At 71.0% G+C, this 23,459-nt stretch carries 20 protein-coding genes and 1 riboswitch; of the genes, 9 read left to right on the top strand and 11 right to left on the bottom strand.

The window, feature by feature from the left end; translation table 11 throughout:
- Positions 1-38 precede the first annotated feature (38 nt).
- The 4 genes from EDD93_RS02250 to ligD all read right to left on the bottom strand — a co-directional run bounded on the left by EDD93_RS02250 (position 39) and on the right by ligD (position 4,515).
- Positions 39-857 (bottom strand): hypothetical protein, encoded by an 819-nt coding sequence (locus EDD93_RS02250; protein ID WP_123523559.1) that lies wholly within the window; start codon positions 855-857, stop codon positions 39-41.
- Between the two features lie 100 nt (positions 858-957).
- Entirely contained in the window at positions 958-1,287 is a 330-nt protein-coding gene (locus EDD93_RS02245; protein WP_123523558.1) for a zinc-ribbon domain-containing protein, read from the bottom strand.
- Complete coding sequence (locus EDD93_RS02240; protein ID WP_123523557.1) at positions 1,284-3,422, bottom strand: HEAT repeat domain-containing protein; 2,139 nt, start codon at positions 3,420-3,422, stop codon at positions 1,284-1,286. The genes EDD93_RS02245 and EDD93_RS02240 overlap by 4 nt, the downstream gene beginning before the upstream one ends.
- A 196-nt stretch (positions 3,423-3,618) precedes the next feature.
- Complete coding sequence (gene ligD, locus EDD93_RS02235; RefSeq protein WP_123523556.1) at positions 3,619-4,515, bottom strand: non-homologous end-joining DNA ligase; 897 nt, start codon at positions 4,513-4,515, stop codon at positions 3,619-3,621.
- 116 nt (positions 4,516-4,631) lie between these two features.
- Between ligD and EDD93_RS02230 the strand changes: the two genes are divergently transcribed.
- On the top strand, positions 4,632-5,690 hold the full coding sequence (locus EDD93_RS02230) for a Ku protein (protein ID WP_123523555.1): 1,059 nt from the start codon (positions 4,632-4,634) through the stop codon (positions 5,688-5,690).
- 184 nt (positions 5,691-5,874) lie between these two features.
- On the opposite strand, the gene EDD93_RS02225 is transcribed toward EDD93_RS02230, so the two are convergent.
- Both EDD93_RS02225 and EDD93_RS02220 read right to left on the bottom strand, forming a co-directional pair.
- Positions 5,875-7,785 carry a protease pro-enzyme activation domain-containing protein gene (locus tag EDD93_RS02225; RefSeq protein WP_123523554.1) on the bottom strand — a complete coding sequence of 637 codons (1,911 nt, stop codon included), beginning with the start codon at positions 7,783-7,785 and terminating at the stop codon, positions 5,875-5,877.
- 691 nt (positions 7,786-8,476) lie between these two features.
- On the bottom strand, positions 8,477-11,659 hold the full coding sequence (locus EDD93_RS02220; protein ID WP_311318297.1) for a BTAD domain-containing putative transcriptional regulator: 3,183 nt from the start codon (positions 11,657-11,659) through the stop codon (positions 8,477-8,479).
- A gap of 329 nt (positions 11,660-11,988) precedes the next feature.
- Here EDD93_RS02220 and EDD93_RS02215 point away from each other — a divergent pair, with 329 nt between their 5' ends.
- A complete protein-coding gene (locus EDD93_RS02215; protein WP_123523552.1) occupies positions 11,989-13,236 on the top strand; it encodes a hypothetical protein in 1,248 nt (415 codons plus the stop codon).
- A gap of 463 nt (positions 13,237-13,699) precedes the next feature.
- Here the strand turns inward: EDD93_RS02215 and EDD93_RS02210 are convergent, their stop codons facing one another.
- A complete protein-coding gene (locus EDD93_RS02210) occupies positions 13,700-15,934 on the bottom strand; it encodes an NB-ARC domain-containing protein (RefSeq protein ID WP_123523551.1) in 2,235 nt (744 codons plus the stop codon).
- A gap of 391 nt (positions 15,935-16,325) precedes the next feature.
- A riboswitch (ZMP/ZTP riboswitch) is annotated at positions 16,326-16,451 on the top strand.
- 37 nt (positions 16,452-16,488) lie between these two features.
- On the opposite strand from EDD93_RS02210, the gene glyA reads away from it, so the two are divergent.
- Positions 16,489-17,772, top strand: coding sequence for a serine hydroxymethyltransferase (gene glyA, locus EDD93_RS02205; RefSeq protein WP_123523550.1), 1,284 nt, complete (start codon positions 16,489-16,491; stop codon positions 17,770-17,772).
- 94 nt (positions 17,773-17,866) lie between these two features.
- Here glyA and EDD93_RS02200 read toward each other — a convergent pair whose 3' ends face one another.
- Together EDD93_RS02200 and EDD93_RS02195 are read right to left on the bottom strand one after the other, a co-directional pair.
- Positions 17,867-18,070, bottom strand: coding sequence for a DUF397 domain-containing protein (locus EDD93_RS02200; protein WP_123523549.1), 204 nt, complete (start codon positions 18,068-18,070; stop codon positions 17,867-17,869).
- Positions 18,067-18,939, bottom strand: a complete 873-nt coding sequence (locus tag EDD93_RS02195; protein ID WP_123523548.1) for a helix-turn-helix transcriptional regulator — start codon at positions 18,937-18,939, stop codon at positions 18,067-18,069. The genes EDD93_RS02200 and EDD93_RS02195 overlap by 4 nt, the downstream gene beginning before the upstream one ends.
- Positions 18,940-19,128: 189 nt before the next feature.
- Here EDD93_RS02195 and EDD93_RS02190 point away from each other — a divergent pair, with 189 nt between their 5' ends.
- The 5 genes from EDD93_RS02190 to EDD93_RS02170 all read left to right on the top strand — a co-directional run bounded on the left by EDD93_RS02190 (position 19,129) and on the right by EDD93_RS02170 (position 21,496).
- On the top strand, positions 19,129-19,806 hold the full coding sequence (locus tag EDD93_RS02190) for an ATP-binding protein (protein WP_123523547.1): 678 nt from the start codon (positions 19,129-19,131) through the stop codon (positions 19,804-19,806).
- 44 nt (positions 19,807-19,850) lie between these two features.
- A complete protein-coding gene (locus EDD93_RS02185; RefSeq protein WP_148083831.1) occupies positions 19,851-20,078 on the top strand; it encodes a prevent-host-death protein in 228 nt (75 codons plus the stop codon).
- A complete protein-coding gene (locus tag EDD93_RS02180) occupies positions 20,078-20,452 on the top strand; it encodes a type II toxin-antitoxin system VapC family toxin (RefSeq protein ID WP_123523545.1) in 375 nt (124 codons plus the stop codon). Before EDD93_RS02185 ends, EDD93_RS02180 begins: the two co-directional genes overlap by 1 nt.
- A gap of 82 nt (positions 20,453-20,534) precedes the next feature.
- Entirely contained in the window at positions 20,535-20,924 is a 390-nt protein-coding gene (locus EDD93_RS02175) for a VOC family protein (protein ID WP_123523544.1), read from the top strand.
- Positions 20,925-21,034: 110 nt separating this feature from the next.
- Positions 21,035-21,496: a nuclear transport factor 2 family protein gene (locus tag EDD93_RS02170; RefSeq protein WP_185092191.1), complete on the top strand. Its 462-nt coding sequence runs from the start codon at positions 21,035-21,037 to the stop codon at positions 21,494-21,496.
- 24 nt (positions 21,497-21,520) lie between these two features.
- On the opposite strand, the gene EDD93_RS02165 is transcribed toward EDD93_RS02170, so the two are convergent.
- Entirely contained in the window at positions 21,521-22,147 is a 627-nt protein-coding gene (locus tag EDD93_RS02165; RefSeq protein ID WP_123523543.1) for a class I SAM-dependent methyltransferase, read from the bottom strand.
- A 61-nt stretch (positions 22,148-22,208) separates the two neighbouring features.
- On the opposite strand from EDD93_RS02165, the gene EDD93_RS02160 reads away from it, so the two are divergent.
- Positions 22,209-22,865 carry a TetR/AcrR family transcriptional regulator gene (locus tag EDD93_RS02160; RefSeq protein WP_123523542.1) on the top strand — a complete coding sequence of 219 codons (657 nt, stop codon included), beginning with the start codon at positions 22,209-22,211 and terminating at the stop codon, positions 22,863-22,865.
- Positions 22,866-23,021: 156 nt separating this feature from the next.
- Here EDD93_RS02160 and EDD93_RS02155 read toward each other — a convergent pair whose 3' ends face one another.
- Positions 23,022-23,459 (bottom strand): VOC family protein, encoded by a 438-nt coding sequence (locus EDD93_RS02155; RefSeq protein WP_123527543.1) that lies wholly within the window; start codon positions 23,457-23,459, stop codon positions 23,022-23,024.

The raw sequence follows: 23,459 nt of genomic DNA, 5'->3' as shown, positions 1-23,459 counted from the left end.
CAGCCCGCGCCGGCCCGGGGCGGACCGCTCCCGCCGCTTCACCGGCGCTCCGCGGACACGGCCGCCGAGGGCGCCGCGGTGGGTGCGGCGGTCGGCAGCGCGGTGGGCGGCGCAGCCGTCGGGGCGGCGGAGGGCAGCTCGCCCGGCCGTTCGGAGGGGCGGGGGCCCGGCGGCTGCCGGCGGCCGGGCTTCGGCTGCGGGGTCATCCGCAGGATCCCGTCCTGGGTGGGCAGCATGGCGCGCTGCCTGCTGTCCCAGGACCAGGCCGTGCGGTACTCGTACCCGGTGATGGCCGACGGAGCCCGCATGATCAGGTCCCGGCCGGCCAGCTCCACGCTGATCACCGCGTCCGAGGTGGACATGATCCGGGTCAGCCCGCCCGACTCGGGCATGTAGACCCGCACGGACAGCTGGCGGTCGGCCAGCTTGACGGCGAGGACCAGCTCGTCCCTGCCGTCGCCGGTCAGATCGCGGTAGTACGGCGCGAGCACCGGGCAGTCGTCGGGCGCGGTCCGGCAGGCGTTGATCCGGCGGACCGCCGAGGCCGGGAGCTCATCCGTACCGCTGGCCCGGTCGGGGCGCGCCTTCAGCCCCGCCCGCACCACCGCCACCGGGTCCAGCCGGTGCACGTCGCCGCCCGGAACCGTGATGCCGGGGATGTGCGCGGTCTCGCCCTCGCCGTAGTCGTACGGAGCCGCGGAGGCGGGCGGCAGCTCCGGCCAGAGCCGGGCCGGGCCGATGGCGGCCGGGGCCGGCCCGGTGCTCTTCAGCCCGCCGCCGGTGCCGCACCCGGCCAGCAGGGCGGCGCCGGCCAGCAGCGCCGCCGCGCGGGGCCGCGCCCGGTGCTGCGCACGCATGGCTTTCTCCGTTCCCGAGGTCCGTCGAGCCGGTCGGCACGCGCTCGCACACGGCCCCGGCTCCACCGACCTTATTCGGAAGGAAGTCTCTTATGCGTATTTAGTGCTGATACGGGTTCTGGCCCTGGCCCTGCGCTCCCGGCACCGGGCCCGGCTGCTGCTGCGACTGCCCGAACGGGTTACCGCCCTGCGACGCCACGTGCTGGGCCATCAGCTGCTCGGCCTGCTCCTTGGGAATCTGCTGCTCACCACCGCAGAAGGTGCACTGCGTGGCGAACTTCGTCGAGAAGGGGAACAGCGGCACGAAGAACAGCGTGAACTTCGTGACCCGCTTGCGCAGGGTGTGCGCGGACGGGTTCCCGCACCAGCCGCAGACCATCGTCATGACGGCCAGTTGGTAGAGATAGCCTCGCGTACCGAAAATGATCATGTTGTGGGTCCCTTCCCCGTATTACCCATGAGCGCCCGGCGGCAGAGCGCCAGGAGCTTCTCGTCCTCGTATGTGTCATGGCTGCCGTAGCCGCCGTCCATCGCGTTGTGACGGCGTACGGAGGCGAGCTCGGCGCGCAGTACGTGTGCCGCGTCCGACCCTGCACCAGCGGCCCCCATCCGCGCCAGGCATTCGGCCACCCGGACCCTGACATGGCGGTTCTGCTCCCAGGCCGCCAGGAGGACCGGAACGGACTCCCGGGCCCGCCCGGAAACCTCCCACAGAGCGATCGCCGCGTCCACCCGCAGCCACAGCTCCTCGTGCCCCAGCAGCGCCCGCAGACGCGGCGCCGTCACCTCCGCCCGCGCCCCGAGCCGGCCCAGCGCGCTCGCCGCCGACCGCCGCTCGTGCGCGTGCTCCGCCTGGAGCCCCTCGATCAGGACCGGCAGCACGGCCGAGGCGTCCCCGGCGACCGCCCAGAGCGCCTCGGCCGCCTCCGTGGCCGCCGAGGTACCGGGACGCCGGATCATCGCCCGCAGCTCCGGCACCGCACAGCGCGCCGCGGGACCGAAGGAGCCGAGCGCCCGCAGCGCCGCCGTGCGCAGCCACTCACCGCGGTACTCCGGAGCCCCGCGCAGCACCCGAAGCACCTCCGGCGCCGCCTCGCCCGCCCGCAGCGCCGTCAGCCCGGCCAGCAGCGGGCTCGCCCGGTCGTACGCGCCCTCGTCGAGGCCCACCTCACCGAGCCTGCGCCGCAGCGCACCGGCCAGCGGACGGGCCGCCGCCCCCAGGTAGCCGATGGCGAACCCCACGTCGTGCGGCACCTCGGGCCGCTCCAGCGCGGCGGCCAGCGCGGGCAAGGCACGCGCGTCACCCAGCCGCGACAGCGCCTTCACCGGGCTGCCGAGGCCGGGCGGCCCGCTCGCCCACTCCTTCACCCAGGCGCCCGGATCCGCCGCGACCCGGGCCGCCAGCGCGTCGGCGGCCGGTGCGGCCAGGCCGAACAGCTCCTCCAGGACGTGAGACGCGGCCTCGGCCAGCCTCGGCTCGGCCGCACCCAGCTGCTCGCCGACCAGCCGCACCAGCTCCGAGTAGGAACCGCGCCAGGCCCGGATCAGGCCACTGCTCATCCGCACCGCGTCGATGCGCTGCCAGCGGTCGGGGCTGCACAGCTGGTCGGTCAGCAGCGCCGTCCGCTCGGCGACCCGGTCGTCGAGACCGACATGCAGGGTGCGCAGCAGATCGGCCGTCCAGGGCGCCGTGCGGCCCGCGCTCTCCTCGGCCGACATCGCCCGCAACTGCCCCACCAGGGTCACCGGCGCGGCCCGTTCCTCGGTCCCGGCCGGCTCCGGCTCGCTGTGCGCCTCCGCACCCCGGCACCCCGGCTCCGCGCCCCCCGCCGGGGGCGACGAGCGCAGCTGACGCAGCAGCCCCGCCACCACCCGCACCACATCGCCCGGCAGCGCCTGCGGTGCGCAGCGTGCCAGCTGGGCCAGGGCCGCCAGCCGCAGCCCAGGCGGATGCGCCTCGGCGGCCAGCCGGCTCAGCCAGTCCGCTATCTGGTCGGTCAGCGGGCGGTGGCGCAGCGCGACCCGCCCCGCCGCCTCGACCAGGGCGAGCCGTACCTCCTCGTCCGGCTCCACCGCGAGCCGCTCCCGCAGCAGCGGCAGGACCCGCGCGGGGTGGCCGTGCAGGGTGGCCAGGGCCAGCGGGGCGGAGACCCGCACCCCCGGGTCGTCGTCGGCCATCAGCGCGAAGAACACCCCGGCGCCCGCGCTGACGGCCGCCGCCGCCATCGCGTAGTTCGCCGCGCCCTCGATCTCGTCCTCGTCGATCTCGTCCTCGTCGTCCTCGTCGAGGTCGATGCCGCCGATGCTGGTGAGCAGCTCGACGATGCCTCCCCGGTCCGGGACCGCCGGGTCCACGACCAGCTCGAAGAGGAAGGGAATGCAGGCGAGGGTGCACGCGTAGACGTCACCCTGGTGGTGCACGGCCCCGTACATGCCGTCCAGTGCCCCCTCGCGCTCCGCCGGATCGGCGGACGCGAGGCCCTGGAGCAGGCCGGGCACATCATCGGCAGGCCCGTAGGCATGCTCCATCGAGGCCCAGTCGACCTCGTCGATCCCCGCGAACACGCCATCGCCTCCCCATGCCTTACGGCCTCACCCACCATTGCCGGCGGCGTCGGGGGTGAGGTCGTCACCACGAAGCAGTGTCTGCGCAGAGTGTGCACCACCGCTCGGACAATCCACCCGCCACATGCGGGCTTTTACCTTTGGACATGACAACAAAGGCAGTGGTGCGGTATGCCCCGGGCCGCCGGGGCCCGAACTATGCCGTGTCCGGGATCGGGCGCCCCCGGCCCGGTTCGTTGAGCGGCCCGAGCAGATCCCCGTACCGCGCCAGCCGTTCCGCCATGTCGTCGGCCAGGAAGACCAGCTCCCCGGGCTCCCGGCACTCCTCGATCTCCGCCCAGGTGACCGGGGCGGACACGGAGGGTTCCGCTCGCGCGCGCAGCGTGTAGGGGGTGGCGGTCGTCTTCGCGGCGGCGTTCTGGCTGAAATCGACGAACACCTTCCCCGGCCGCAGAGACCTCTTCATCCGGTGCACCACCAGATCCGGGAGCTCCAGCTCCGCCTGGACGGCCAGCCCCTTCGCGTACGCCGACACCCGTTCGGACGGCGTGGGCTCCAGCGGTACGAGCAGGTGCAGCCCCTTGGAGCCCGAGGTCTTCCCGTACGCCTCCAGACCGTCCCCGGCCAGCCGCTCCCGCAGCCAGCGGGCGACCTCGCAGCACTCCACGACGCTCGCGGGCTCTCCCGGGTCCAGGTCGAACACCAGCCGGTCGGCCACCCCCGGCGCCCCGGACCGCCACTGCGGGGTGTGGAACTCCACCACCAGATTGGCCGACCACATCAGCGAGGCGAGATCCCCCACGACGAGCTGCCTGGCCGCTTCGTTGTCGTGGTGCGGCACCGGAGCCGTCCGTACCCAGGACGGCGTACCGGGGGGCGGGTTCTTGGTGAAGAACCGCTGCCCGTCCGGCCCGTCCGGATAGCGCAGGAACGACACGGGCCGCTCCCGCAGATGCGCCAGCAGCGCCTCGGCGGCCGTGGCCGCGTAGTAGTGCAGCACCTCGCCCTTGGTGGTGCCGGTGGCCGGATACAGCACCTTGTCCAGATTGCTGAGCGTCAGGCGCCGCCCCTCCACCTCCGTGATCGGCGTCATACGATAAGAATCACACGAAATCCGTCAATACGGATCTGTAAAGGCTTGTACCCATCTATGACTGCCCGGGAAGAAGTAACCGCCCCGGCAGATATCGCGGACGCAAGGGGTGACCGGTGAGGTCCATATGGAACGGCGCCATCTCCTTCGGCCTGGTCAGCATCCCGGTCAAGCTGATCAACGCCACCGAGAACCACGCGGTCTCCTTCCGCCAGATCCACCTCAGCGACGGCGGCCGGGTCCGCTACCGCAAGGTGTGCGAGTTGGACGGGGAGGAGGTGACGGCGGCCGAGATCGGCAAGGGCTACGAGGACGAGGACGGCTCGGTGATCCCGATCACCGACGAGGACCTCGGCTCGCTCCCGCTGCCGACGGCCAAGACGATCGAGATCGTCGCCTTCGTACCGGCCGAGTCGATCGACCCGCTCCAGATGGACGCGGCCTACTACCTCTCCGCCAACGGGGTCCCGGCCGCCAAGCCGTACACCCTGCTGCGCGAGGCGCTGAAGCGCAGCCGCAAGGTCGCCGTCGCCAAGTACGCGCTGCGCGGGCGCGAGCGCCTCGGGATGCTGCGGGTGGTCGACGACGTGATCGCGATGCACGGCCTGCTCTGGCCGGACGAGATCCGCGCCCCCGAGGGGGTTGCTCCGGACACCGGCGTGAAGGTGCGCGCCGCCGAACTGGACCTGGCCGACGCCTTGATGGCCACGCTCGGTGAGGTCGAGATGGACTCGCTGCGCGACGACTACCGGGAGGCGGTCGAGGAGCTCGTCGCCGCCAAGGCCGCCGGCGAGGTGCCGCTGCGGGCTGAGCCCGAGGACACCGGCGGCAAGGTGATCGACCTGGTCGCGGCCCTGGAGAGCAGCGTCCGGGCGGCGAAGGAGGCCCGCGCGGGCGGGGCGGAGGAGGGGGACGGCGAGGACGCGCGGGTCGCGAAGGTCACCTCGATCGCGGACCGAAAGCCGTCGGGCGCGAAGAAGTCCACGGCTGCCGGGACGACGGCGAAGAAGAAGACGCCGGCCAAGAAGGCGACAGCCGGGGGTGCGAAGAAGACGCCGGCCAGGAAGGCGACAGCGGCCAAGAAGGCGGGGACCAAGAAGACAGCGGCGAAGAAGACAACGGCGAATAAGCGGACCGGTGCGAAGAGCACCCCGCGCAAACGCACCTCAGCCTGACCTCGCCGTTTCCCCGGCACGCCGACCCGCTGCCCCCCCAACGGGACGAACGCGCGGAACAAACGGAACGGACCGGACGGAACGGACCGGACGGCCGCCACGGGGCTCGTGCCCCGGGGCGGCCGTCCGCTTCCGCTTTCCCGTACTCCCGCTCCGCTACCTCGACCGCTACCGGATCAGAGGATCAGTGCTTGCGGTAGGAGCTCACGTATCCGGGGGCCGGAGTTCCGACACCCGTCACGTCGTCGTAGCCACGCACCGCCGACAGCGAGGCGTCCTTGCCGAGGCTCCGCACCGAGGTCAGCAGACCGTCGGCCGCGTCGTACCCGTTGGCGAAGTCCACCCGGGCGACGGCGAGGTCGTGCCCGGCGCCCAGCGGGTGGTCCGTCACGTCGTGGTACGCCTTCGAGAAGTACCGGTCGTAGATCGCCGGGTTGGCGAAGCCGAGCGGCCTGCCCCGGTTGGCCTGCTGGGAGAGGGCCTGGACGCCGGCGATGACCGGCGCCGCGAGCGACGTGCCGCCGATGCGGTACTCGTCGTAGCCCAGCGATCCGTCGGGCATCGTCTGGGTCTGGCCGACCAGGAATCCGGTGTTCGGATCGGCGACGGCCGCGATGTCCGGAGCGGTGCGCATCCGGGTCCTGCCGTTGGCCTTCGCCAGCGAGTCCGGCACGACGCCGCGCTGGTAGAACGGCTGCTCGACGGTGGAGCTGGTGCCGCCGCCCGCGCCCGAGGTGTAGGCGCCGGGGAACCCCTTCCAGCTCTTGCCGTCGGCCGACAGGGGAGCGTTCGTGGTCCCCCAGCCGGTCTCCCACTTGTAGGTGTCGTGCTTGCCGACGGCCAGTGACGTACCGCCGACCGAGGTCACCCAGGCGGAGTTCGCGGGGACGTCGATCTGCTTCGTGCCGGTCGAGGCGACGTTGTCGCCGGCGTCGCCGGAGGAGAAGTAGAAGCCGATGCCCTCGATCGCGCCCATCTTGAACACCTGGTCGTACGCGAGCGCCAGGTCGGGGGTCTGGTTGGCCTCGACGTCGCCCCACGAGTTGGAGACGATGTCCGCGAGCCGGTGGTCGACGACCTTGTTCAGCGAGTCCAGCAGATCGTTGTCGTAGCAGGACGCGCCGCCCACGTACACGATGTCCGCGGCGGGTGCGACGGCGTGCACGGCCTCGACGTCGAGGGTCTCCTCGCCGTACCAGCCGGAGGCCCCGCACTCCTCGGTCTTCGTGTAGTCGTCCGGCAGCACCTGGCTGAACTGCCCGCGCTTGTAACGTGCGTCGCCGTTGCGCTTGGCGTACTCGGCGGCGTCCTCCGCGATGGTGGGCGAGGCGTACGCGTCGGTGATCGCGACGGTCACGCCCTTTCCGGTGTAGCTCCCGGCCCCGTACGCGGCGCGCAGCTGCTTGCCGGTGTAGCCCTTGATCGCGTACGGAACCTTGGACCCGTACGCGCTCGGCAGGGTGGAGGCGGTCTTCGACCCGTAGTACGACGAGGCCGGACCCGAGTTGCGGAACACCGCGTCCGGCGGCGGGAGCACCTCGTCGTGGCTGGACTTGTGCGGCGCGTTGTCCAGACCCGATACGGCGAGCACGTCATCGCTCAGCGCGGCCGGCACGGAAGCGGTGGAGGCGGGGGCGCGGTAGGTGTGGGCGCCCTTGCGGTAGTTGCGTAGCTGGGTGCTGAACGCCTTCTCGGTCCGGGCGACTTCACCGGTGGCCGAGACGTAGTGCTGGTTGGCGCCGGTGACGGTCAGCCCGCTCGACTTCAGCCACTTGCTGACCCGGTCGATCTGGTCCTGGGTCGCCCCGAACCGTGCCTGCGCCTGCGCGGCGCTCAGGTACTTCCCGTACGACGCCGACTGCGGGTCGGAGACGGCGGCCGCGTAGGCGGTCAGCCCCTTCGCGTCCCGCCCGGCGAGGTGGACCCGGACGGCGACCTTTCCGCTGTCCGCCGTGGCGCCCCGGTCGGCCGTGGAGGTGGCCCAGGCCGGCTTGGTGCCCTGCAGCGCATCCCGGCCGCTCGGTGCGGAGTCCGCTGCTGCGTTGGGTATCCCGAGGGCGAGCGCTCCGGCGAGCAGTGGCAGTGTCGCTGCCATGCTCAGCCCGGCGCGTCGTCCGGCGCGGCTGATTCTCAAAGTAACCCCCTGCGATGTGGGTCTCGCGTGCGGAGCATGTGCCGAATGATGTGCACATGTAATGCGCCACTCTGGCGAGCAACGCTTCATGTACGGGGCATGTAATGACCAAGAATCGGCCAAGGGCCTTTCCGGTGGGGGAGGTTCGCACCGGATTGCGAGGCGAAGGGCTCCCTTGTCCTTAGGTGCCCGATAGATCCGGACGTCCAGGTCTGGGTCCACCCGTACGGGCCGTGGAGCCGTATGGGTAGCGGAGCCGTTCGGCCCGTCGAATCGGTATTCGCTGTCGCGCTCCTGCCCGGGTCGGAAGCGAGCCGTGCGGTGTCATGCAGGCATTCCGTGTCGCGTGCATGGAGATCGGCACGCTATGTGCCGAAATGCCTTGCTGTGCAAGGGAGTTGCTGGCGGCCTGTGTAACCGAATCACCCGAATGGGTGAGCTAGTTCGGGCTCGCCGGCCCGTTTCCTGTGCCATGATCGTTCAGTCGGATCATCGGCACCGAAAATCGGCCAACTCGGCCTGGAACTAAGGAAGTTGTAAAGTACATGTGGAAAATTCTTCAGTGGATGTGGTGACCTCGCGGCCCCTGTCCGGGGACGTCACCGGCGGTTGATCCACACCGCGGTCGAACGGGCCGACTGCTGGGCGAGGCTCAGGTGTCGGTCCGCTTCACTTCCTCCAGCAGCAGACGTCGCAGGCTCTCCGCCTCGGCTTCGGTGCCCAGGCTCCGGTACACCTCCTGCGCCCTCCTGCCGTACTCCAGGGCAAGGCCGCTCCGGTGCGTAGTCAGGGCCGCACGCGCGAGACCGGCCAGCGCCCGCGCCGCAGCGGGACGGGAGCCGGTGCGCTCGGACAGGCCGAGTGCCTGCCCGTAGATCTCCAGGGCCACGTCCGGCCGGCCTGCCGACCGGTGGATGTCGGCCATGCCGAGCAAGGCCCTGGCGCGCTCATAGGCACTGTCGATCCTCCGCGCGACCTCCTCCGCCACAGTGAACTGAAGCAGCGCCTCCTCGCTGTCGCCGTTCGCCGCGTGCGCGGCACCCATGCTGATCAGGGCGTTCACCTCACCCAGTGCGTCCCCTCGGGCCCGGTGGCTCTCCAGTGCCCGCCGGAAGCCGGCCAGCGCCCGTGGAGTGTCTCCCATGGCCTGATGCACCGTGCCCATGTTCGTGTCCAGAATGGCCAGCTCCTGGGCTCCGCTGTGCAGTTGGGCCAGCATCCGCGATCGTTCGAGATGGTCGCGGGCGCGCTCGATGCGCCCCTGGAGCTGGTGGATCTCGCCGATGTTGTTGTGCGCACGGATCTGCCCCAGCAGGTCGCCCGTCCCTTCGTGGATCCGGAGCGTGACGCGCGCCCGGACGAGCGCCTCGTCGTACCGGCCCTCGTAATACAGCGCTGCCCCCTCGACGTTGAGGCAGTCCGCCTCGCCGTGCAGGTCGCCCAGGCCACGGTAGAGCGCCCGTGCCCGCTCCACCATGCGCAGCGCCGGGCCGGTGTGACCGGCGGCCAGGTGGGCGCGGCTCGCCTGGAACGAGCTGTCGGCGCATCCTGCGGGATCATTGAGGTCCTGGAACAGCGTCAGCGCCTCGCCCGCACAGCTCAGCGCCTCCCCGGGCCCCGTCTGCGCCAGAACGTCCGCCGCCTCCATCAGCGTCTGCGCCAGCAGTACCGGGTTGCCCCGGGGGCGCAGCGCCTCCACGGCCGCGCCGTACAACTCGTTGGTGACCGCCCAGCTGCCCCAGATCCTCAGGGAGGGGGCGAGCGCGTGAGGGAACAGGGCCGCGTGGTCCGCGTTCTCGGCGGCAGCCGTGCGAGCGGCGGCCAGCAGGTTGGCCCGCTCGGCGTTCAGCCAGGCCGTCGCCTCTCCGTCGTCGCCGAACTCGGTCGCGTGGACCGACGGGAGATCGGGCTCCAGGGCCCGGCGGTGCGGATGAGTGAGGCGGTGGGCCCGGTGCGCGGAAGTGAGGTAGTACCCGAGAAGCCTGCCGACAGCCTTGCCGCGAGTGCTCTCCGGCTCCTCGGCCGTCGACATGCGCAGCGCGAAAGCCCGTGTGAGGTCGTGCAACTGGTAGCGGCCGAGTGCCGGTTCCGTCACCAGGTGGCAGTCCAACAGCTCCTCGATGCTGCGCCGCACGCCCCCGGCTCCGGCCCCGGGGGCGAGGCCGGTTGCGTTTCCCGACAGTGCGGCCGCGGCTGCGGCTGTGACGTCGGGGCCGGGATGCAGCGCCAGCAGGCGCAGCAGCCGGCGGGTGCCGGGAGTCAGCTCCGCGTACGAGAACCGGAACGCGGAGACGAACACGTCCTCGTCGAGCTCGGCCAGTGGGTCGCTCGACTGCTCCAGGCGCTTCAGCAGGTGGCGCAGGTCCCAGATCTCCCGGTGCCGGAACCGGCCTGCCAGCAGCGTCGTGGCCAGCGGATGACGACCGCAGGCATCCACCAGCAGCTTCAGTGCCTCCGGATCGCGAGAGGTGCGGGCGGTGCCCGCGACCCGGGTGAACAGAGCCGTCGCCTCCTGGGCCGGCAGCGCGTCGACCAGCAGGGACGTCGCCCCGTCCAGTGCGGAGAGGCGGTTTCGGCTCGTCACGATGGCCAGACAGCCGGCCGAACCGGGCAGCAGCGGGCGGACCTGGGCGGCGTCCCGGGCGTTGTCGAGGACCACCAGTACTCGGTTGCGCGCGGTCCACTCCCGCCACTTGGCCGCCCGCTCGTCGAGTGTGCCCGGCAGCGCGCCGCCCGATCCGGCGGCGTGCAGCAGGAGAGCCAGGGCCTCGGCCGGGTCGGAGGGACGCTGTCCGCTGAACCCGTGCAGATCGACGTACAGCTGACCGTCCGGATAGGCGTCGGCCAGCCGGTGCGCCGCGTGGATCGCGATCGCGGTCTTGCCGATGCCGGGCATCCCGTGCAATACGGCGAGCGGCAGCGCGTAGTCGTCGGCACCGGCGATACCTGCGCGCAGGAGCGTCAGTTCCCGGGTGCGACCGGTGAAGTCCCGGGTGTCACGGGGGAGATTGTTGCGGGCCGGGGAACCGGCCGGGGGCCGCGTGAGCGGGGCGGTGGGGGCGGGTGGTGGAGCGGGCGGGGAGAGAGTCGCGGGGGAGGGCGTCCCGACAGTGACGGCCACCGCCCGGGTCTCCGTCAGGCCCCGGTCCTGTTCCAGTATTCGCTGGTGGAGGGTCCGTAGACCGGGGCCCGGGTCCATGCCCAGTCCCTCGCGCAGCCTGGCATGGGTTGTCCGGTAGAGCTCCAGCGCCTCGCTGTGTCTTCCGCTTCGGTGGAGAGCCAGCATCAGGGAGCCGACGACCCCTTCGGCCAGCGGGCTCTCGGCAGCCAGCTCGCGCAGCTCACCGATGAGATCGGCATGGCGGCCGAGCTCCAGCTCCAGCCGGATGCGTTCCTCCCGGACATGGCGGTGGTCCTCCATCAGGCGGGTGCGTACCGACGCAGCCCACTCGCCGGAGCTCTCCGTCAGCGGCTCGCCCCGCCACATGCTCTCGGCGGTGCGCAGCAGCCCGATCGCCCAGTCCGTCCGGCCCTGCTCCGCCGCCACCGCGGCCTCGGCGCGAAACCGCTGGAAGCGGATCAGGTCCAGGTCGTTCAGGTCGTTCATGCGGAGTCGGTACAGCCGGGGCGCCACATGGTCCACCTGCACGAGCGGACCCACTGCGTCGCCCAGATGTCTGCGCAGTTTGGAGAGGTAGGTCTGGAGCGTGGCGGGGCCCTTGGGCGGAGGTTCGTCGCCCCAGACCCGTTCCATCAACGTGTCCACGGCGACGGGCTCCCCACGCGCGTGTACCAGAACCGCGAGCACACAGCGGTGTTTCACCGAACCGAGCATGTGCTGCTGGTCTCCGTGCCATAGTTCCAGAGGTCCCAGAGCAAGAAGGTCCATATCGCCCCCCGATGGGTGCGTCACTTCCTGCCGCCGTCGGCAGCGCCCGCACGTCTGTGCGGAACAGTCCACTGTTCCCTGAGCCACCGACCCGGACTAGAGCGCATGGGGGCGCGGCCGGGGCGCATAGCGCAGCGCACTTCTTCGTACAGCTGGAACGCAGGATTCCTGCAAGCCCTCCGTCCACGCCCATGGGCAGAAGCGTGCCGGGCCGCCACCAGCCGCGGCCTCCGCAGGCCGACTGGCCCGCGGCGACGGAAACGGGGACTGATCAGATGAGCTTGACCATGTCGGACGCGCACCGGCCGCTCGTACCGGTACGCCTGGACGTCGAACGCTGGGCCACCCGGCGGACGCGCAGAAAGATCCTGGCTGTGGTGCACACCGTCACAGCGGGGCAGCGGCTGCTCGAAGCCGTACGGCTGCTGGAGGGTGACGCGCGGCTGCAGGTGTTCTTCACCCAGGCGCCCGACGTGTTCAGCCACGGGGTGGACCACTTCCTGGACCAGCTGGGGGGACTGGTACTGCCCTGGCACCAGGCGGTCCAGATGCCCTTCGACCTGGCACTGGCGGCCGCCAACGGCGGGCTGGGGGAGTTACACGCCCCGGTGATCGTGCTCCCGCACGGCGCCGGGCACAACAAGCTGGTCCCCGCCGGGCAACGCGGCCGCCGGGTCGCCGGACGCGGGATCTACGGACTCAACCGGCAGTGGCTGATCCAGGACGGCCGTCTGGTGCCCGAATCGATCGTGCTCGCCCACCACGAGGACATGACCCGCCTCGGACGCGAATGCCCCGAGGCACTGCCCGCAGCCGAGGTGGTCGGCGACCCCTGCTTCGACCGGATCACCGTGAGCCTGCCGCAACGGGCCCTCTACCGCGACTCCCTGGGGGTCGGGCCGCGACAGCAACTGGTCATGGCCTGCTCCACCTGGGGGCCGGGTTCCCTCCTCGGCCAGCAGTGGGAGCTGCTGGAACGGCTGGTCGGGGAGCTGCCCCGGGAGGGATTCCGCGTCGCGCTCCTGCTCCACCCGCATGTCTGGAACGCTCACGGCGTGTGGCAGATCCGCAGCTGGCTCGCGGCGCTCGGACGCGCCGGGCTGTTGGTGATCAGCCAGTACGCCGACTGGGTCGGCGCGCTGGTCGCCGCCGACTACATCGTCGGGGACCACGGCTCCATCACTCTCTACGGAGCGATGACCGGAGTCCCCGTCTTCATGGGCAGCGACCCGGCAGGCGACCTGGACCCCGCCTCGCCCGCCGCCGAACTCGCCTCCTTCGCACCGAGACTGCAGATCGGCCGTCCCCTGGACCGTCAGCTCGCCCGCGCCGCATCGGCCCATCGCGCCGAACGATACAAACAGGTGGCGGCTCGGATCACCTCGGAGCCGGGGCGGTTCGCCGTCAGGATGCGGGCTCTGATCTACCGCAAGCTCCGGCTGCGCGCCCCTGGCGTCCGGCCGCGTACGGACCACGCCCCGCTGCCGGTGACGGTGCGGCACGACGACCGGGGACCGGCCTGATGAGCGCGATGACCGTACAGCTCACCGAGGACGTCCCGCAGCGAGGAGTCCGCCACACCGAAGCGGCTCTGCTGTGCCCGGACCGAGCGCTGCGGGACGTCGATGAGCATCTGCGCGTCCGGCTCTCCGCACCGCCTCCGATGCCGCTGCTGGCTGATGTCCTGGTGGCGGAACTCCCTTCTGTCGCACTGCTCTCGGCAGGGCGTCCGCCGCACGAGGACCCCGCCCGGTACACGGCCGGCCTCGCCGACTGTCACCCCGGCGCCCTGGTGGTGGCCGCGTACCGGGGCCCCTGCTGCTGGCTGCGGTTCGGCGGCCGGCCACGGCTGCTGGTCCGTGAGCCGTGGTGGCCGGTGCAGTCCTGGGCGGTCTGGGCCTCGGTCGCGCACGTCTGGCTGGTGGCCGGCCGGGACCCGGACGAGTTCGACCCGGCGGTCGTACGGGTCGTCAGGACCGTTCGCGGCTATCGGCCGGCGGCATCGCCGTCCTGGATATCGTCGGACACATCCGGCTCCGGAGCCTCGGGGCCCGGATCCCCGGGCCTCGCTTCCGGCGGCTCCAGCGCACTGAGCCGTGCCAGTGCTTCGGCCGCCTCCGCCGACTGCGACCGGCCGGCTGAGGAGTACAGGAACAGCGCCTTGCGGTAGTACTGCCGGGCTTGCAACGGCTGCCCGCGCCGCTCGGAGAGCCGGGCCAGGCCTCCGAGCACGTGGGCAGCCTCGAACCCGGCCCGCTCGGTCTGCAGCGCGGACAGCGCCGCCGACAGCTCCGACTCCGCCTCGTCGAGCCTGCCCAGACCTACGCAGGCCCGCCCGGCGAGGCCGGCGGCCCGAGCGGCGTTGTACGTGTCGCCGGCCGCCTCCAGGGTGAGCCGGGCGGCCTCGGCGTTGACGACGGCATCCCCGTACCGCCCCTGGCCCAGGGCGACATCGGCCAGATTGAACCGGGCCAGCGCGCCGGCCCGGAGGTCCCCGCAGGCGGGGAGTTCGGCCGCCGCTCGGGCGAAGAGTTCAGCCGCGCGGTCCGGTTGCCCGAGCCGCTGATGGGCCAGCCCCCGGTAGTTCAGCGTCCGGGCATGGCCGAGGGCGTCGCCGCGCGCCCGGAAGGAGGCGGCGGCCCGCTCGAACATCGCCAGCCCCTCGGCGTGGTCGCCCGTCGCGAGCCTTCCCAGGGCCCCGGAGGTCAGCATCCGGCAGGCGGCCTCCTCGTTCCCCGCCTCCTCTGCGGCCAGCAGCCCCTCCTCATGGGCCTCGCGCCACTCCCTGTAGAGCTTGCGACGCGGAAACAGCGGCCACAACGCGTCGGTGAGCCCCCAGGCGAGCTCCGGGGCGCCGGCCGGGCGCGCCAGGCGGACCACTGCCATCAGACTGGGCAGTTCCCGCTCCAGCCAGTCCAGCGCGGCCTCCGCCGCCGTCTGCCCAGCCAGGGGGGCGAGATCCTCCTCCACGACGGATTCCGGCTCGAAGTCCCTTTCCAAGGAGGCGCGTCCGGGCTCGATGATCTGCTCGGCCCGGCCGGCGTTGGCGAGGTAGTGGTGACCGATACGGAGCAGGGCGGCGGCCCGCTCGTCGCCGCTCTCCTCCTGCAGGGCCCATGCGGCGGCGTGCAGTCGCACCAGATCGTGGAACCGGTAGCGCTCACCGCCCGATACCCCGGCGATATCGACGATCAGATTCGCGTCGTGCAACGCGTCGAGGGCTTCGACGGCATCCCCACCCAGCAGCGCTCGGGCCACCGGAGCGCCGTACTCCGGGCCCGGATGGAGCCCCAGTAGCCGGTAGAGGCGGGCAGCCGTGGGCGGGAGGCCCTGGTAGGAGAGGTCCAGCGCCGCCCGCACGTCGTGGTCGCCCTCTATCGCCAGGGCCTTCAGCCGTTCGTGCTCCTCGGACAGGGCGCGGACCATCGTGGTGATGCCCTGTCGGGGACGGGCCGCCAGCCGAGCCCCGGCGATGCGCACCGCGAGCGGCAAACCCGCGCACAGCAGGACGAGGGCTCGCGCCTCCTCGGGCTGGGCGGCGACGCGGCCGTCGGCGAGGGTCGCGTCGAGGAGTTCTACCGCTGCCTCGGTGGAGAGGGGCTCCAGATGGATCACATGACCCCCGTCGAGGCTCAGCCCCGGCATTCGCCGGCGGCTCGTCACGGCCGTCACACACCGCCCCGCAGGTAGCAGAGGCCGCACCTGGGCAGCGGTCGCGGCGTCGTCCAGCAGCACTACGAGCTGTCGTTCGGCGGTCAATGACCTGTAGAGCGCGACCCGTTCGCCCACCGTCGACGGCACCTGGCCCGTGGGGACACCCAGAGCCCGCAGAAACCGTCCCACCACCTCGCCGGGGTCGACGGGTCCGCCCGGTGCCTGCGCGCCCAGATCGGCGTACAGCTGACCGCCGGGAAAGTGCGGGCGCAGGGTGTGCAGCCAGGCGACCGCGACCGCGGTCTTCCCCACCCCGCCCAGCCCGCTCACCGCCGCCAACGTGGAATGCCCGTCCTCCGCAGCCCTGCACCGGTGCGCCTCCAGGGCGCGGAGTTCGTCGGTGCGGTCGGTGATCCGGACGGAGGGCGGTAACTGCCAGGGCGGCGGCACCTTTTCCCGCGGCCCGGTTCCGGCCACATGGATGCCGCCCTGCACGCTCCCCGCCTGCACCACGAAGCCGTGCACCGTACCGCTCAGATCGTTGCTGCTGTGCTCGTACCCCCGCATGCGTCCCCCTCCGGACAGCCGAGTACCGACTTCCACAGACATCCTTTCCGTACAGGCGCTCGATACCCGGGCCCACGGCGGCCGAGTGCGACCGTTTGTCGAATTCTCGCCCGCATCCCGCGAGTTGGCATATGCCATAGTCATGGACAACCCGTACGGGTGACCGTGCGGGTCACATGCGGCGGACGGGCGGGCGGAGTGAGGGGAGAACGGTGCGCGGAAGGGACAGGCGCACGCGTGCCCGCCGCCCCGAGATCGCCTTGCGGCGCCGCCTGGGGGCGGTTCGCACCGAATGGCCGGAGACCAACAAATCCCGCCCGGTGTCGCCGCGTGTATCGGGCCCCGTGAGCTCAGCCCGATCCAGACGACAGGCGTCGGCGCCCGGTAAGGTACGAGTCGCCGCGACTGGCGCGTACCCCTCACCGGGGTGCTCAGTGGAATCGACCACGGGGGAGCGGCACCCCCCGGGCCTGCCCGGGGTGTCATCGCCGGAGAGCCGTCCGCCTGGGCATCCGGGTCCACGCCGCAGTACGCGGCCGACCCGGGAGGATCCCGTGACCGCATCCGTACCCTCGAACCCCCGCCACCCCGCACTGGCGGCGGCGGATCCGGAACTCGCCGCCCTGGTCGCCGCCGAGGAGCAGCTCCAGGCCGACACCCTCCGCCTGATCCCCAGTGAGAACTACGTATCGGCCGCCGTGCTCGAAGCCTCGGGGACCGTGCTCCAGAACAAGTACTCCGAGGGCTACCCCGGCAAGCGGTACTACGAGGGCCAGCAGATCATCGACCAGGTCGAGACGCTCACCGCCGACCGGGCCAAGGCGCTCTTCGACATGGACCACGCCAACGTGCAGCCGTACTCGGGCTCACCGGCCAACCTCGCCGTGTACCTGGCCTTCCTCAAGCCCGGCGACACGGTGCTCGGCATGGCGCTCCCCATGGGCGGCCACCTCACCCACGGCTGGGGCGTCTCCGCCACCGGCACCTGGTTCAACGGCGTCCAGTACGGAGTGCGGCGCGACACCGGCCGCGTCGACCTGGACGAGGTCCGCGACCTGGCGCTCGCGGAGCGCCCCAAGGTGATCTTCTGTGGCGGCACGGCCGTCCCCCGCGAGATCGACTTCGCCGGGTTCGCCTCCATCGCCCGCGAGGTGGGCGCCGTCCTGGTGGCGGACATCGCCCATATCGCCGGTCTGATCGCGGGCGGCGCCCACCCCTCGCCCGCCCCGCACGTGGACGTCGTCTCGACGACCACCCACAAGACCCTGCGCGGCCCGCGCGGCGCGATGCTGCTCAGCCGCGCCGAACACGCCCGCGCCGTCGACCGCGCCGTCTTCCCGGGCCTCCAGGGCGGCCCGCACAACCAGACCACGGCAGCCATCGGCGTCGCCCTGCGGGAAGCGGCCACGCCGGAGTTCCGGACCTACGCCCACGAGGTGGTGGCCAACGCCCGCGCCCTCGGTGAGCAACTGGCCGCCCGCGGCTTCGACCTCGTCTCCGGCGGCACGGACAACCACCTGCTGCTCATCGACCTCACCACCAAGGACGTCCCCGGCAAGGCGGCGGCCAAGGCCCTGGACCGCGCGGGCATCGTCGTGAACTACAACGCCGTCCCGTACGACCCCCGCAAGCCCTTCGACCCCTCGGGCATCCGGATCGGCACCCCGGCCCTCACGTCACGAGGAATCCCCGCTTCGGAGATGGCCACGGTCGCGGGCTGGATCGACCGCGCCGTCACAGCGTCCCGCACCGGAGACGAACCGGCGATCGCCAAGGTCCGCGCCGAGGTGAAGGACCTGATGGACGGCTACCCGGCGCCGGGGCTGCCGGTGTCGTAATCCGTGCCCGGGACGGGGCGGCGCCAAGGACGGACCCGGCGCCGCGCCGTCCCGGGAGGCGTAGCCGGCCTGCCCGACGGCCGCCGAGACCGGCTCAGCCCAGTCCGCCGACGAAGGTGCGCCAGGCGTCTGCGGTGAAGGCGATCACGGGACCGGCGGGGCGCTTGCTGTCGCGGACGGGGACGAGGTGGGGGGTGTTGTCAGCGACTTGGACACACTCGCCCTGGCCCCCGCTGTAACTGCTGACGCGCCAAACAGCTCCCGCAAGGTCGGGCAGGAGGTGGCGGTCTCGAGTCATGGTCTGTACTCCTTGGCGATGCGTCGGATCACGCTGAGTGATTCCGTTGGCGGCAACGCCGAGGTGCGAGCGTCGTCGAAGAGGTCCCGGTATCGAGCGACGTCGGACTCTCGTTCCATCCAGATATTGCCGGTCGGAGTCTCCGTCAGTACGAGATCGAGCGCCGACACCCGCGGAAAGCTCAGCAGCAGGTACGGACCGAACATACCTGCGTGCGCTCCGCGTGAGAACGGCAGCACCTGGACAGTGATGTTGGGTTGCTCGGCCAGGTTGGCCAAGTGCTCCAGCTGGTCGCGCATGACGGCCTGTCCGCCGACCTGCTGGTGGAGGACGCCCTCCGCGAGAACGGCCCAGAACTCCAGTGAATCGTCGCCGGCCAGCCGCTTCTGCCGGGCCAGTCGAACTTGTACGAACTGATCGATCTCCTCGGCGGTTTGCCAGGCACGGGAGGCGACGGTCACCGCCCGCCCGTACTCCGGCGTCTGCAGGAGCCCGGGGACAAGCTGAACCTGGAACGTCCTGACGCCGTCGCAGATCGTCTCCATCTCGATGTAGTCGCGGTATGTGTCACCGAGTACGGAGCCGTACTGATGCCACCAGCCCTCGCGGCGGCGACGGTTCGCTGTGCGAGCAAGTGAGGCGAGGCGGTCGCGAGCCTCTGGATCCGACACGGCATACGCGTGTATCAGGGCGCTCAGATCGGGTGTTCGGACCGGTACATGCCCGTTCTCGATGCGGCTGATCTTGCCCTTGGTGCAGTCGAGAACCTCAGCTGCCGCGGCAGTGGACAGCCCGGCGTCCTCACGGAAACGGCGTAGCTCGTCGCCGAGTTGGCGCCCCAGGACGGTCGATGGCTTTACGGATGGCATAAGTCACTCCTTACCAGTCGCGTGAGGATTTTGCGCTCATGATGCACGAACGGATGAATTGGGCATCGGGTAACCATTCAACGTTGCGCGAGTACAAAGTGTACGTGCATTCTGGGCGTGGGGAGTGGCCACTAACTTCACCTGAACGAAAGCCCCTTGTCTTGATTCCTGCGACCCTCAGGGAGCGCTATGGCAGAGCATTTCGACCGTCGCGAAGTCAGCCTTCGGCTGATTCGGTGCCGCAGCAGCATCCCCAGGGCAAGAGCGGCGCTCCGCGCCAAGCTCGGGGAGTGGCGGGCGGTCCAGGCGGCCGCTGAGGATGGCGAGTTGATCCTCTCGGAGCTGGTGACCAACGCGGTGCGGGTGCCCGTGCCCGGGGACCGGATGGTGGGCGTACGCATCGAGTGCCGGGGGAGGGGCGAACTCCTGCGGCTGGAGGTGAGCGACGCCGGGTCGGGTCGGCCCGAGGTGCAACGGCTCGGCGAACTGGACAAGGGCGGGCGCGGGCTCCTGCTCGTCGAGGCGCTGGCACACCGCTGGGGCGTGGACGAGCGCCGGGCCGGGATCGGCAAGACGGTGTGGGCGGAACTCCTGGCACCGGGCGCCGTACCCGCCCCCGCAGAGGTCCAGATCGCGGCGGTGTCCGTCCGGCCCGGCCAGTGCGTACGCGCATGGGGCGCCTGGCAGACGGTTCGCGCGGTACGGAGCGAGCGGTACGCATCGGGAGGACTGGCGGTCCTCATCGTCCTGGCCGACGGAGGCCCGGCCCTGCGCCTGCACGCAGCCGAGCAGGTGACCGTGCGGGCAACAGCACCGGCGGCCGAGAGCCGGGGCAAGGCGGCGACGGGCCCGGTGGTCTCGTCGTGAGGGCGCTCTGGAAGAGGCTGCTCCGGCGCCGGGTGCCTGAGTGCGTGCCGCGTTTCACCGGCACGCTGACTCAGCTGGTCGACGGCCGGCTGATCGTCATCAGCAGGGCGGGCCAACCGGTGGCGAGGAGGCTTCTGCAGCCACCGTCACCCCCGAGGCCGCAACCGCAGTGGCGGCGGCCGGGGCGGGGCTCGCTGCGGGGCCGTATCCGTATCCCGGCGGACTTCGACGATGCGCGCGCCTCGGTGGCGGAAGCGCTGGGGATGCGCTGATGCGACTTCTTCTCGATACGCGCGTGGTCATGTGGTGGATCGCAGACTCACCACAACTGCCCGCGTCATGCAAGGAGCTCCTGGAGACCGCACCGGCCGTGTACATCAGCGCGGTGTCGGCTTGGGAGATCACCGTCAAGCAGTATCTCGGCGGCTTGGAGGGTCCCGGAGACCTGGCCGAACAGGTGCGGGATCTCCAGTTCGGCGCCCTGCCCATCACAGCCGCGCACGGCGTCCGGGCGGGCCGGCTGCCGATGGTGCACACCGATCCGTTCGACCGGATACTCGTCGCGCAGGCGCAGGCCGAGGGGTTGGCGCTGGTCACCCGGAGCCCGTGGATTCCTCAGTACGACGTACAGGTCATGCCGGTCTGACGGGGCAGACGTGTCTGACCCGCCTGTTGCGCGGGCGGGCCGGTCAGTACCCTGAACCCCGTCCGCACTATCTGGGGGAGACATGGCAAGCAGGTTCACCGAGTTGACCGTTGACTGTCACGACCCGGAGAGGCTGTCGGCCTTCTGGTGCGAGGTCCTGGACTTCAAGGTGATCGACCGGAGAGCGGGCCAGGTCGAGATCGGCTCCTGGGAGCCGACCGTCGAGGATATCCGGGCCGGTCAGATGCCACCGACCGTGGTGTTCATCCAGGTGCCCGAGGACAAGACTGCGAAGAACCGGCTGCACCTCGACGTCAGCCCGATCGACCGCAGTACCGAGGACGAGGTGAGCAGACTGCTCGGCCTCGGCGCCACCAGGACGGACGTGGGCCAGGGCCCGGACCGGAACTGGGTGGTCCTGGCGGACCCCGAGGGCAACGAGTTCTGCGTCGTGCGCACGCTGGCCCCGTAGAACCAGGGCCTGTTGCCCGCAGAGCGGACCGTCCCGGACAACGAACCGTCCCCCACGACGACGTCCGAATGCCGCCAGCAAGATCCTCCTGCGTTGATCACTCTGGCGGCATGACGATGTCATCCACTGCGGACTCAACGACAGTTCTCACCGGCATGTATGCGGCCGAGGCGGAGTACCTGGCGGCAGGAGGCCCCGGCGAGGCCTCGTTCGACCTGCTCGCCCCCTTCTTCGCACCGGACGTCGAGCTGCACCAAGCAGACGCTCTGCCCTACGGCGGCACTTGGCGTGGGCACAAGGGCATGGCGCAGTTCTTCCGCGTGATGGGGGAGGTGTGGGAGTCGTTCGAGATGGTGAAGCAGGAGTTTCTCGCCACCGGCGAAACTGCGGTCGTGCTCACCCAGGTCCGTGCTCGCGCCCGTGCGACCGGCCGCGAGCTCAGCTTCCCGATTCTGCAAACGATCACGGTCAAGGACCGGCGGATCACGGAGGTCCGTCCGTTCTACTGGGACACGCGGGCCATCGCCGATGCCTGCTCCGAGACGACCATTTATGAGCACGGCCGTGCGTGACGTCTGTGGCCCGGAGTACCGGGATCACGACATGGCTGCGGCGCGGTACAGCGTGAACCAGAACGTCGGGACCGGATTCGTGCCGGGTGTCACGTCGGCCAGCTGCCACCCGGTGAACCTGGTGGCGAGTTCGTCGGCGGTGACGCCGGAGATCGGGTCGTCGAACGCCTCGGGCCCGTAACCGAACATCAGCAGTCGCGCGCCGGGGGCGGCACGCTTTGTGACGCCGGCGGCATAAGCGTCGCGGCGGTGCGGCGGAATCCCGCAGTAGCAGCTCAGGTCGAAGAACAGATCGTACGGGCCGGGCACGTCCATCTCGTCGAGTCGGGTGGCGTCCCCGCACACCACCGTGACGTCTGCTCCGGCCTCGGCCGCCTTCTCCCTCGCCTGGTGGACCGCGCGGTCGACCAGGTCGACGGCCGCTACCCGCCAGCCGTGCCGGGCCAGGTACACCGCGTTGGTCCCGGTGCCACAGCCGAGTTCGAGGGCCCGGCCGGCCATCGGCGCGCCGGGCCCTTCCACTACGGCCACCAGCTCGGGCGGCGTGACGCCGCTGTCCCACGGTGGCTCACCGTTCCGGTAGTAGTCCTCCAGCATGCGGCGCACGGCCGCCTCCTGGCCGAGCTCCGCAGCTGTCCGAGTCTCGTTCATGGCTATCTCTCCAAAACTAGAGTTCAGCTCTAGTGGCTAACTCTAGAGATAGACTCCCGTCATGGATGGAGTCAAGGGACCCGGCGGAAACGTCAAGCGCCCCGGTAAGCAGGCCGAGCGCTCACGGCGCACTCGCGAGAAGATCGTGGCGGCGGCGCGGGACCTGTTCGTCGCGCAGGGGTACGGCGCGACGAGCCTTCAGGAGGTCGCGGATCGCGCGGGTGTGGCCGTACAGACCGTGTACTTCGTGTTCCGCAACAAGCGCGCGCTGTTCAAGGACGTCGTCGACACATCCATCGCGGGCGACGCCGAACCGGTCGCCACGATGGACCGGGACTGGTTTCGCGCCGCGTGCGCCGAGCCCACCGCAGCCGGTCAACTACGCGCCCATGTGCGGGGTGTACGTGACATGCTGGGCCGCGTCGCCCCGATCGTGCCGCTGATCGCCGCCGCCGCGGCCACGGACCCGGAGATCGCCGCGCAGTGGCCCGCCGACGCCGACCCGCGCTACACCGTCCAGCACGCCGCGGCGACAGCACTGACTTCCAAACCCGACGCTCGCCCCGACGTCGACACCACCCGCGCCGCCGACCTGCTGTACGGGCTCCTCAGCCCGGAGCTGTACCTGATCTTCGTACGTGATCGGGGCTGGTCACCCGACGCCTGGGAGGAGTGGGCCAGCGCGGCTCTGACCGCCGACCTCTGCACCGGCGACTAGTAGGCCACGGCCCCCTTCGGCCGCAGCCGCCGAAGCGACGTCAACGGTCGGGCAGCTGCTGCTGCGGCCACCGGCCCCACCCCACCAACACTGCTGGACGGCCCTTGGGCTCACTGGCCAACCGTCAGGTCAGCACATCCATCCAGACGGACGTGATCAGCTCTTCTTCAGCTCCTCGGCGAGCATCACAAGGATGCCGCTGGGGCCGCGTAGGTACGTGAGCTTGTAGACGTCCTGATAAGTCGCCACACCGCGCAGCGGATGGCATCCGTGCTTTGCGGCGGTTGCGAGTGCTTTGTCGATGTCGTCGACCGAGAAGGCGACGCGATGCATGCCGATCTCGTTGGGAAGCGTGGGTTCCGTCTCGATCGCTTCGGGGTGGATGTACTCGAAGAGCTCAAGACGACCCTGGCCGTCCGGTGTCTGGAGCATTGCGATCCTGGCGTGGTTGCCGTCAAGGCCGACGGCTGTGTCGGTCCACTCACCACTGACCGTGTCACGGCCGAGGACCGTGAGGCCGAGGTCGGTGAAGAAGGAGATCGTTGCTTCGAGGTCGCGAACGGCGATGCCGACGTTCTCAAGTTTGATGCCCAT

Origin of the sequence: Streptomyces sp. 840.1, assembly GCF_003751445.1 — a bacterium.
GTDB lineage: Bacteria > Actinomycetota > Actinomycetes > Streptomycetales > Streptomycetaceae > Streptomyces.
The sequence above is the reverse complement of the archived record's forward strand: the minus strand, read 5'-3'. Positions and strand labels throughout refer to the sequence as shown.

Bases quoted from the DNA above. Each gene is read 5' to 3' on its own strand.
- EDD93_RS02250 (WP_123523559.1), bottom strand. From the start codon at position 857: ATGCGTGCGCAGCACCGGGCGCGGCCCCGCGCGGCGGCGCTGCTGGCC.
- EDD93_RS02245 (WP_123523558.1), bottom strand. From the start codon at position 1,287: ATGATCATTTTCGGTACGCGAGGCTATCTCTACCAACTGGCCGTCATG.
- ligD (WP_123523556.1), bottom strand. From the start codon at position 4,515: ATGACGCCGATCACGGAGGTGGAGGGGCGGCGCCTGACGCTCAGCAAT.
- EDD93_RS02225 (WP_123523554.1), bottom strand. From the start codon at position 7,785: ATGGCAGCGACACTGCCACTGCTCGCCGGAGCGCTCGCCCTCGGGATA.
- EDD93_RS02220 (WP_311318297.1), bottom strand. From the start codon at position 11,659: ATGCTCGGTTCGGTGAAACACCGCTGTGTGCTCGCGGTTCTGGTACAC.
- EDD93_RS02215 (WP_123523552.1), top strand. From the start codon at position 11,989: ATGAGCTTGACCATGTCGGACGCGCACCGGCCGCTCGTACCGGTACGC.
- EDD93_RS02210 (WP_123523551.1), bottom strand. From the start codon at position 15,934: ATGCGGGGGTACGAGCACAGCAGCAACGATCTGAGCGGTACGGTGCAC.
- EDD93_RS02200 (WP_123523549.1), bottom strand. From the start codon at position 18,070: ATGACTCGAGACCGCCACCTCCTGCCCGACCTTGCGGGAGCTGTTTGG.
- EDD93_RS02195 (WP_123523548.1), bottom strand. From the start codon at position 18,939: ATGCCATCCGTAAAGCCATCGACCGTCCTGGGGCGCCAACTCGGCGAC.
- EDD93_RS02190 (WP_123523547.1), top strand. From the start codon at position 19,129: ATGGCAGAGCATTTCGACCGTCGCGAAGTCAGCCTTCGGCTGATTCGG.
- EDD93_RS02180 (WP_123523545.1), top strand. From the start codon at position 20,078: ATGCGACTTCTTCTCGATACGCGCGTGGTCATGTGGTGGATCGCAGAC.
- EDD93_RS02175 (WP_123523544.1), top strand. From the start codon at position 20,535: ATGGCAAGCAGGTTCACCGAGTTGACCGTTGACTGTCACGACCCGGAG.
- EDD93_RS02170 (WP_185092191.1), top strand. From the start codon at position 21,035: ATGACGATGTCATCCACTGCGGACTCAACGACAGTTCTCACCGGCATG.
- EDD93_RS02165 (WP_123523543.1), bottom strand. From the start codon at position 22,147: ATGAACGAGACTCGGACAGCTGCGGAGCTCGGCCAGGAGGCGGCCGTG.
- EDD93_RS02160 (WP_123523542.1), top strand. From the start codon at position 22,209: ATGGATGGAGTCAAGGGACCCGGCGGAAACGTCAAGCGCCCCGGTAAG.
- EDD93_RS02155 (WP_123527543.1), bottom strand. From the start codon at position 23,459: ATGGGCATCAAACTTGAGAACGTCGGCATCGCCGTTCGCGACCTCGAA.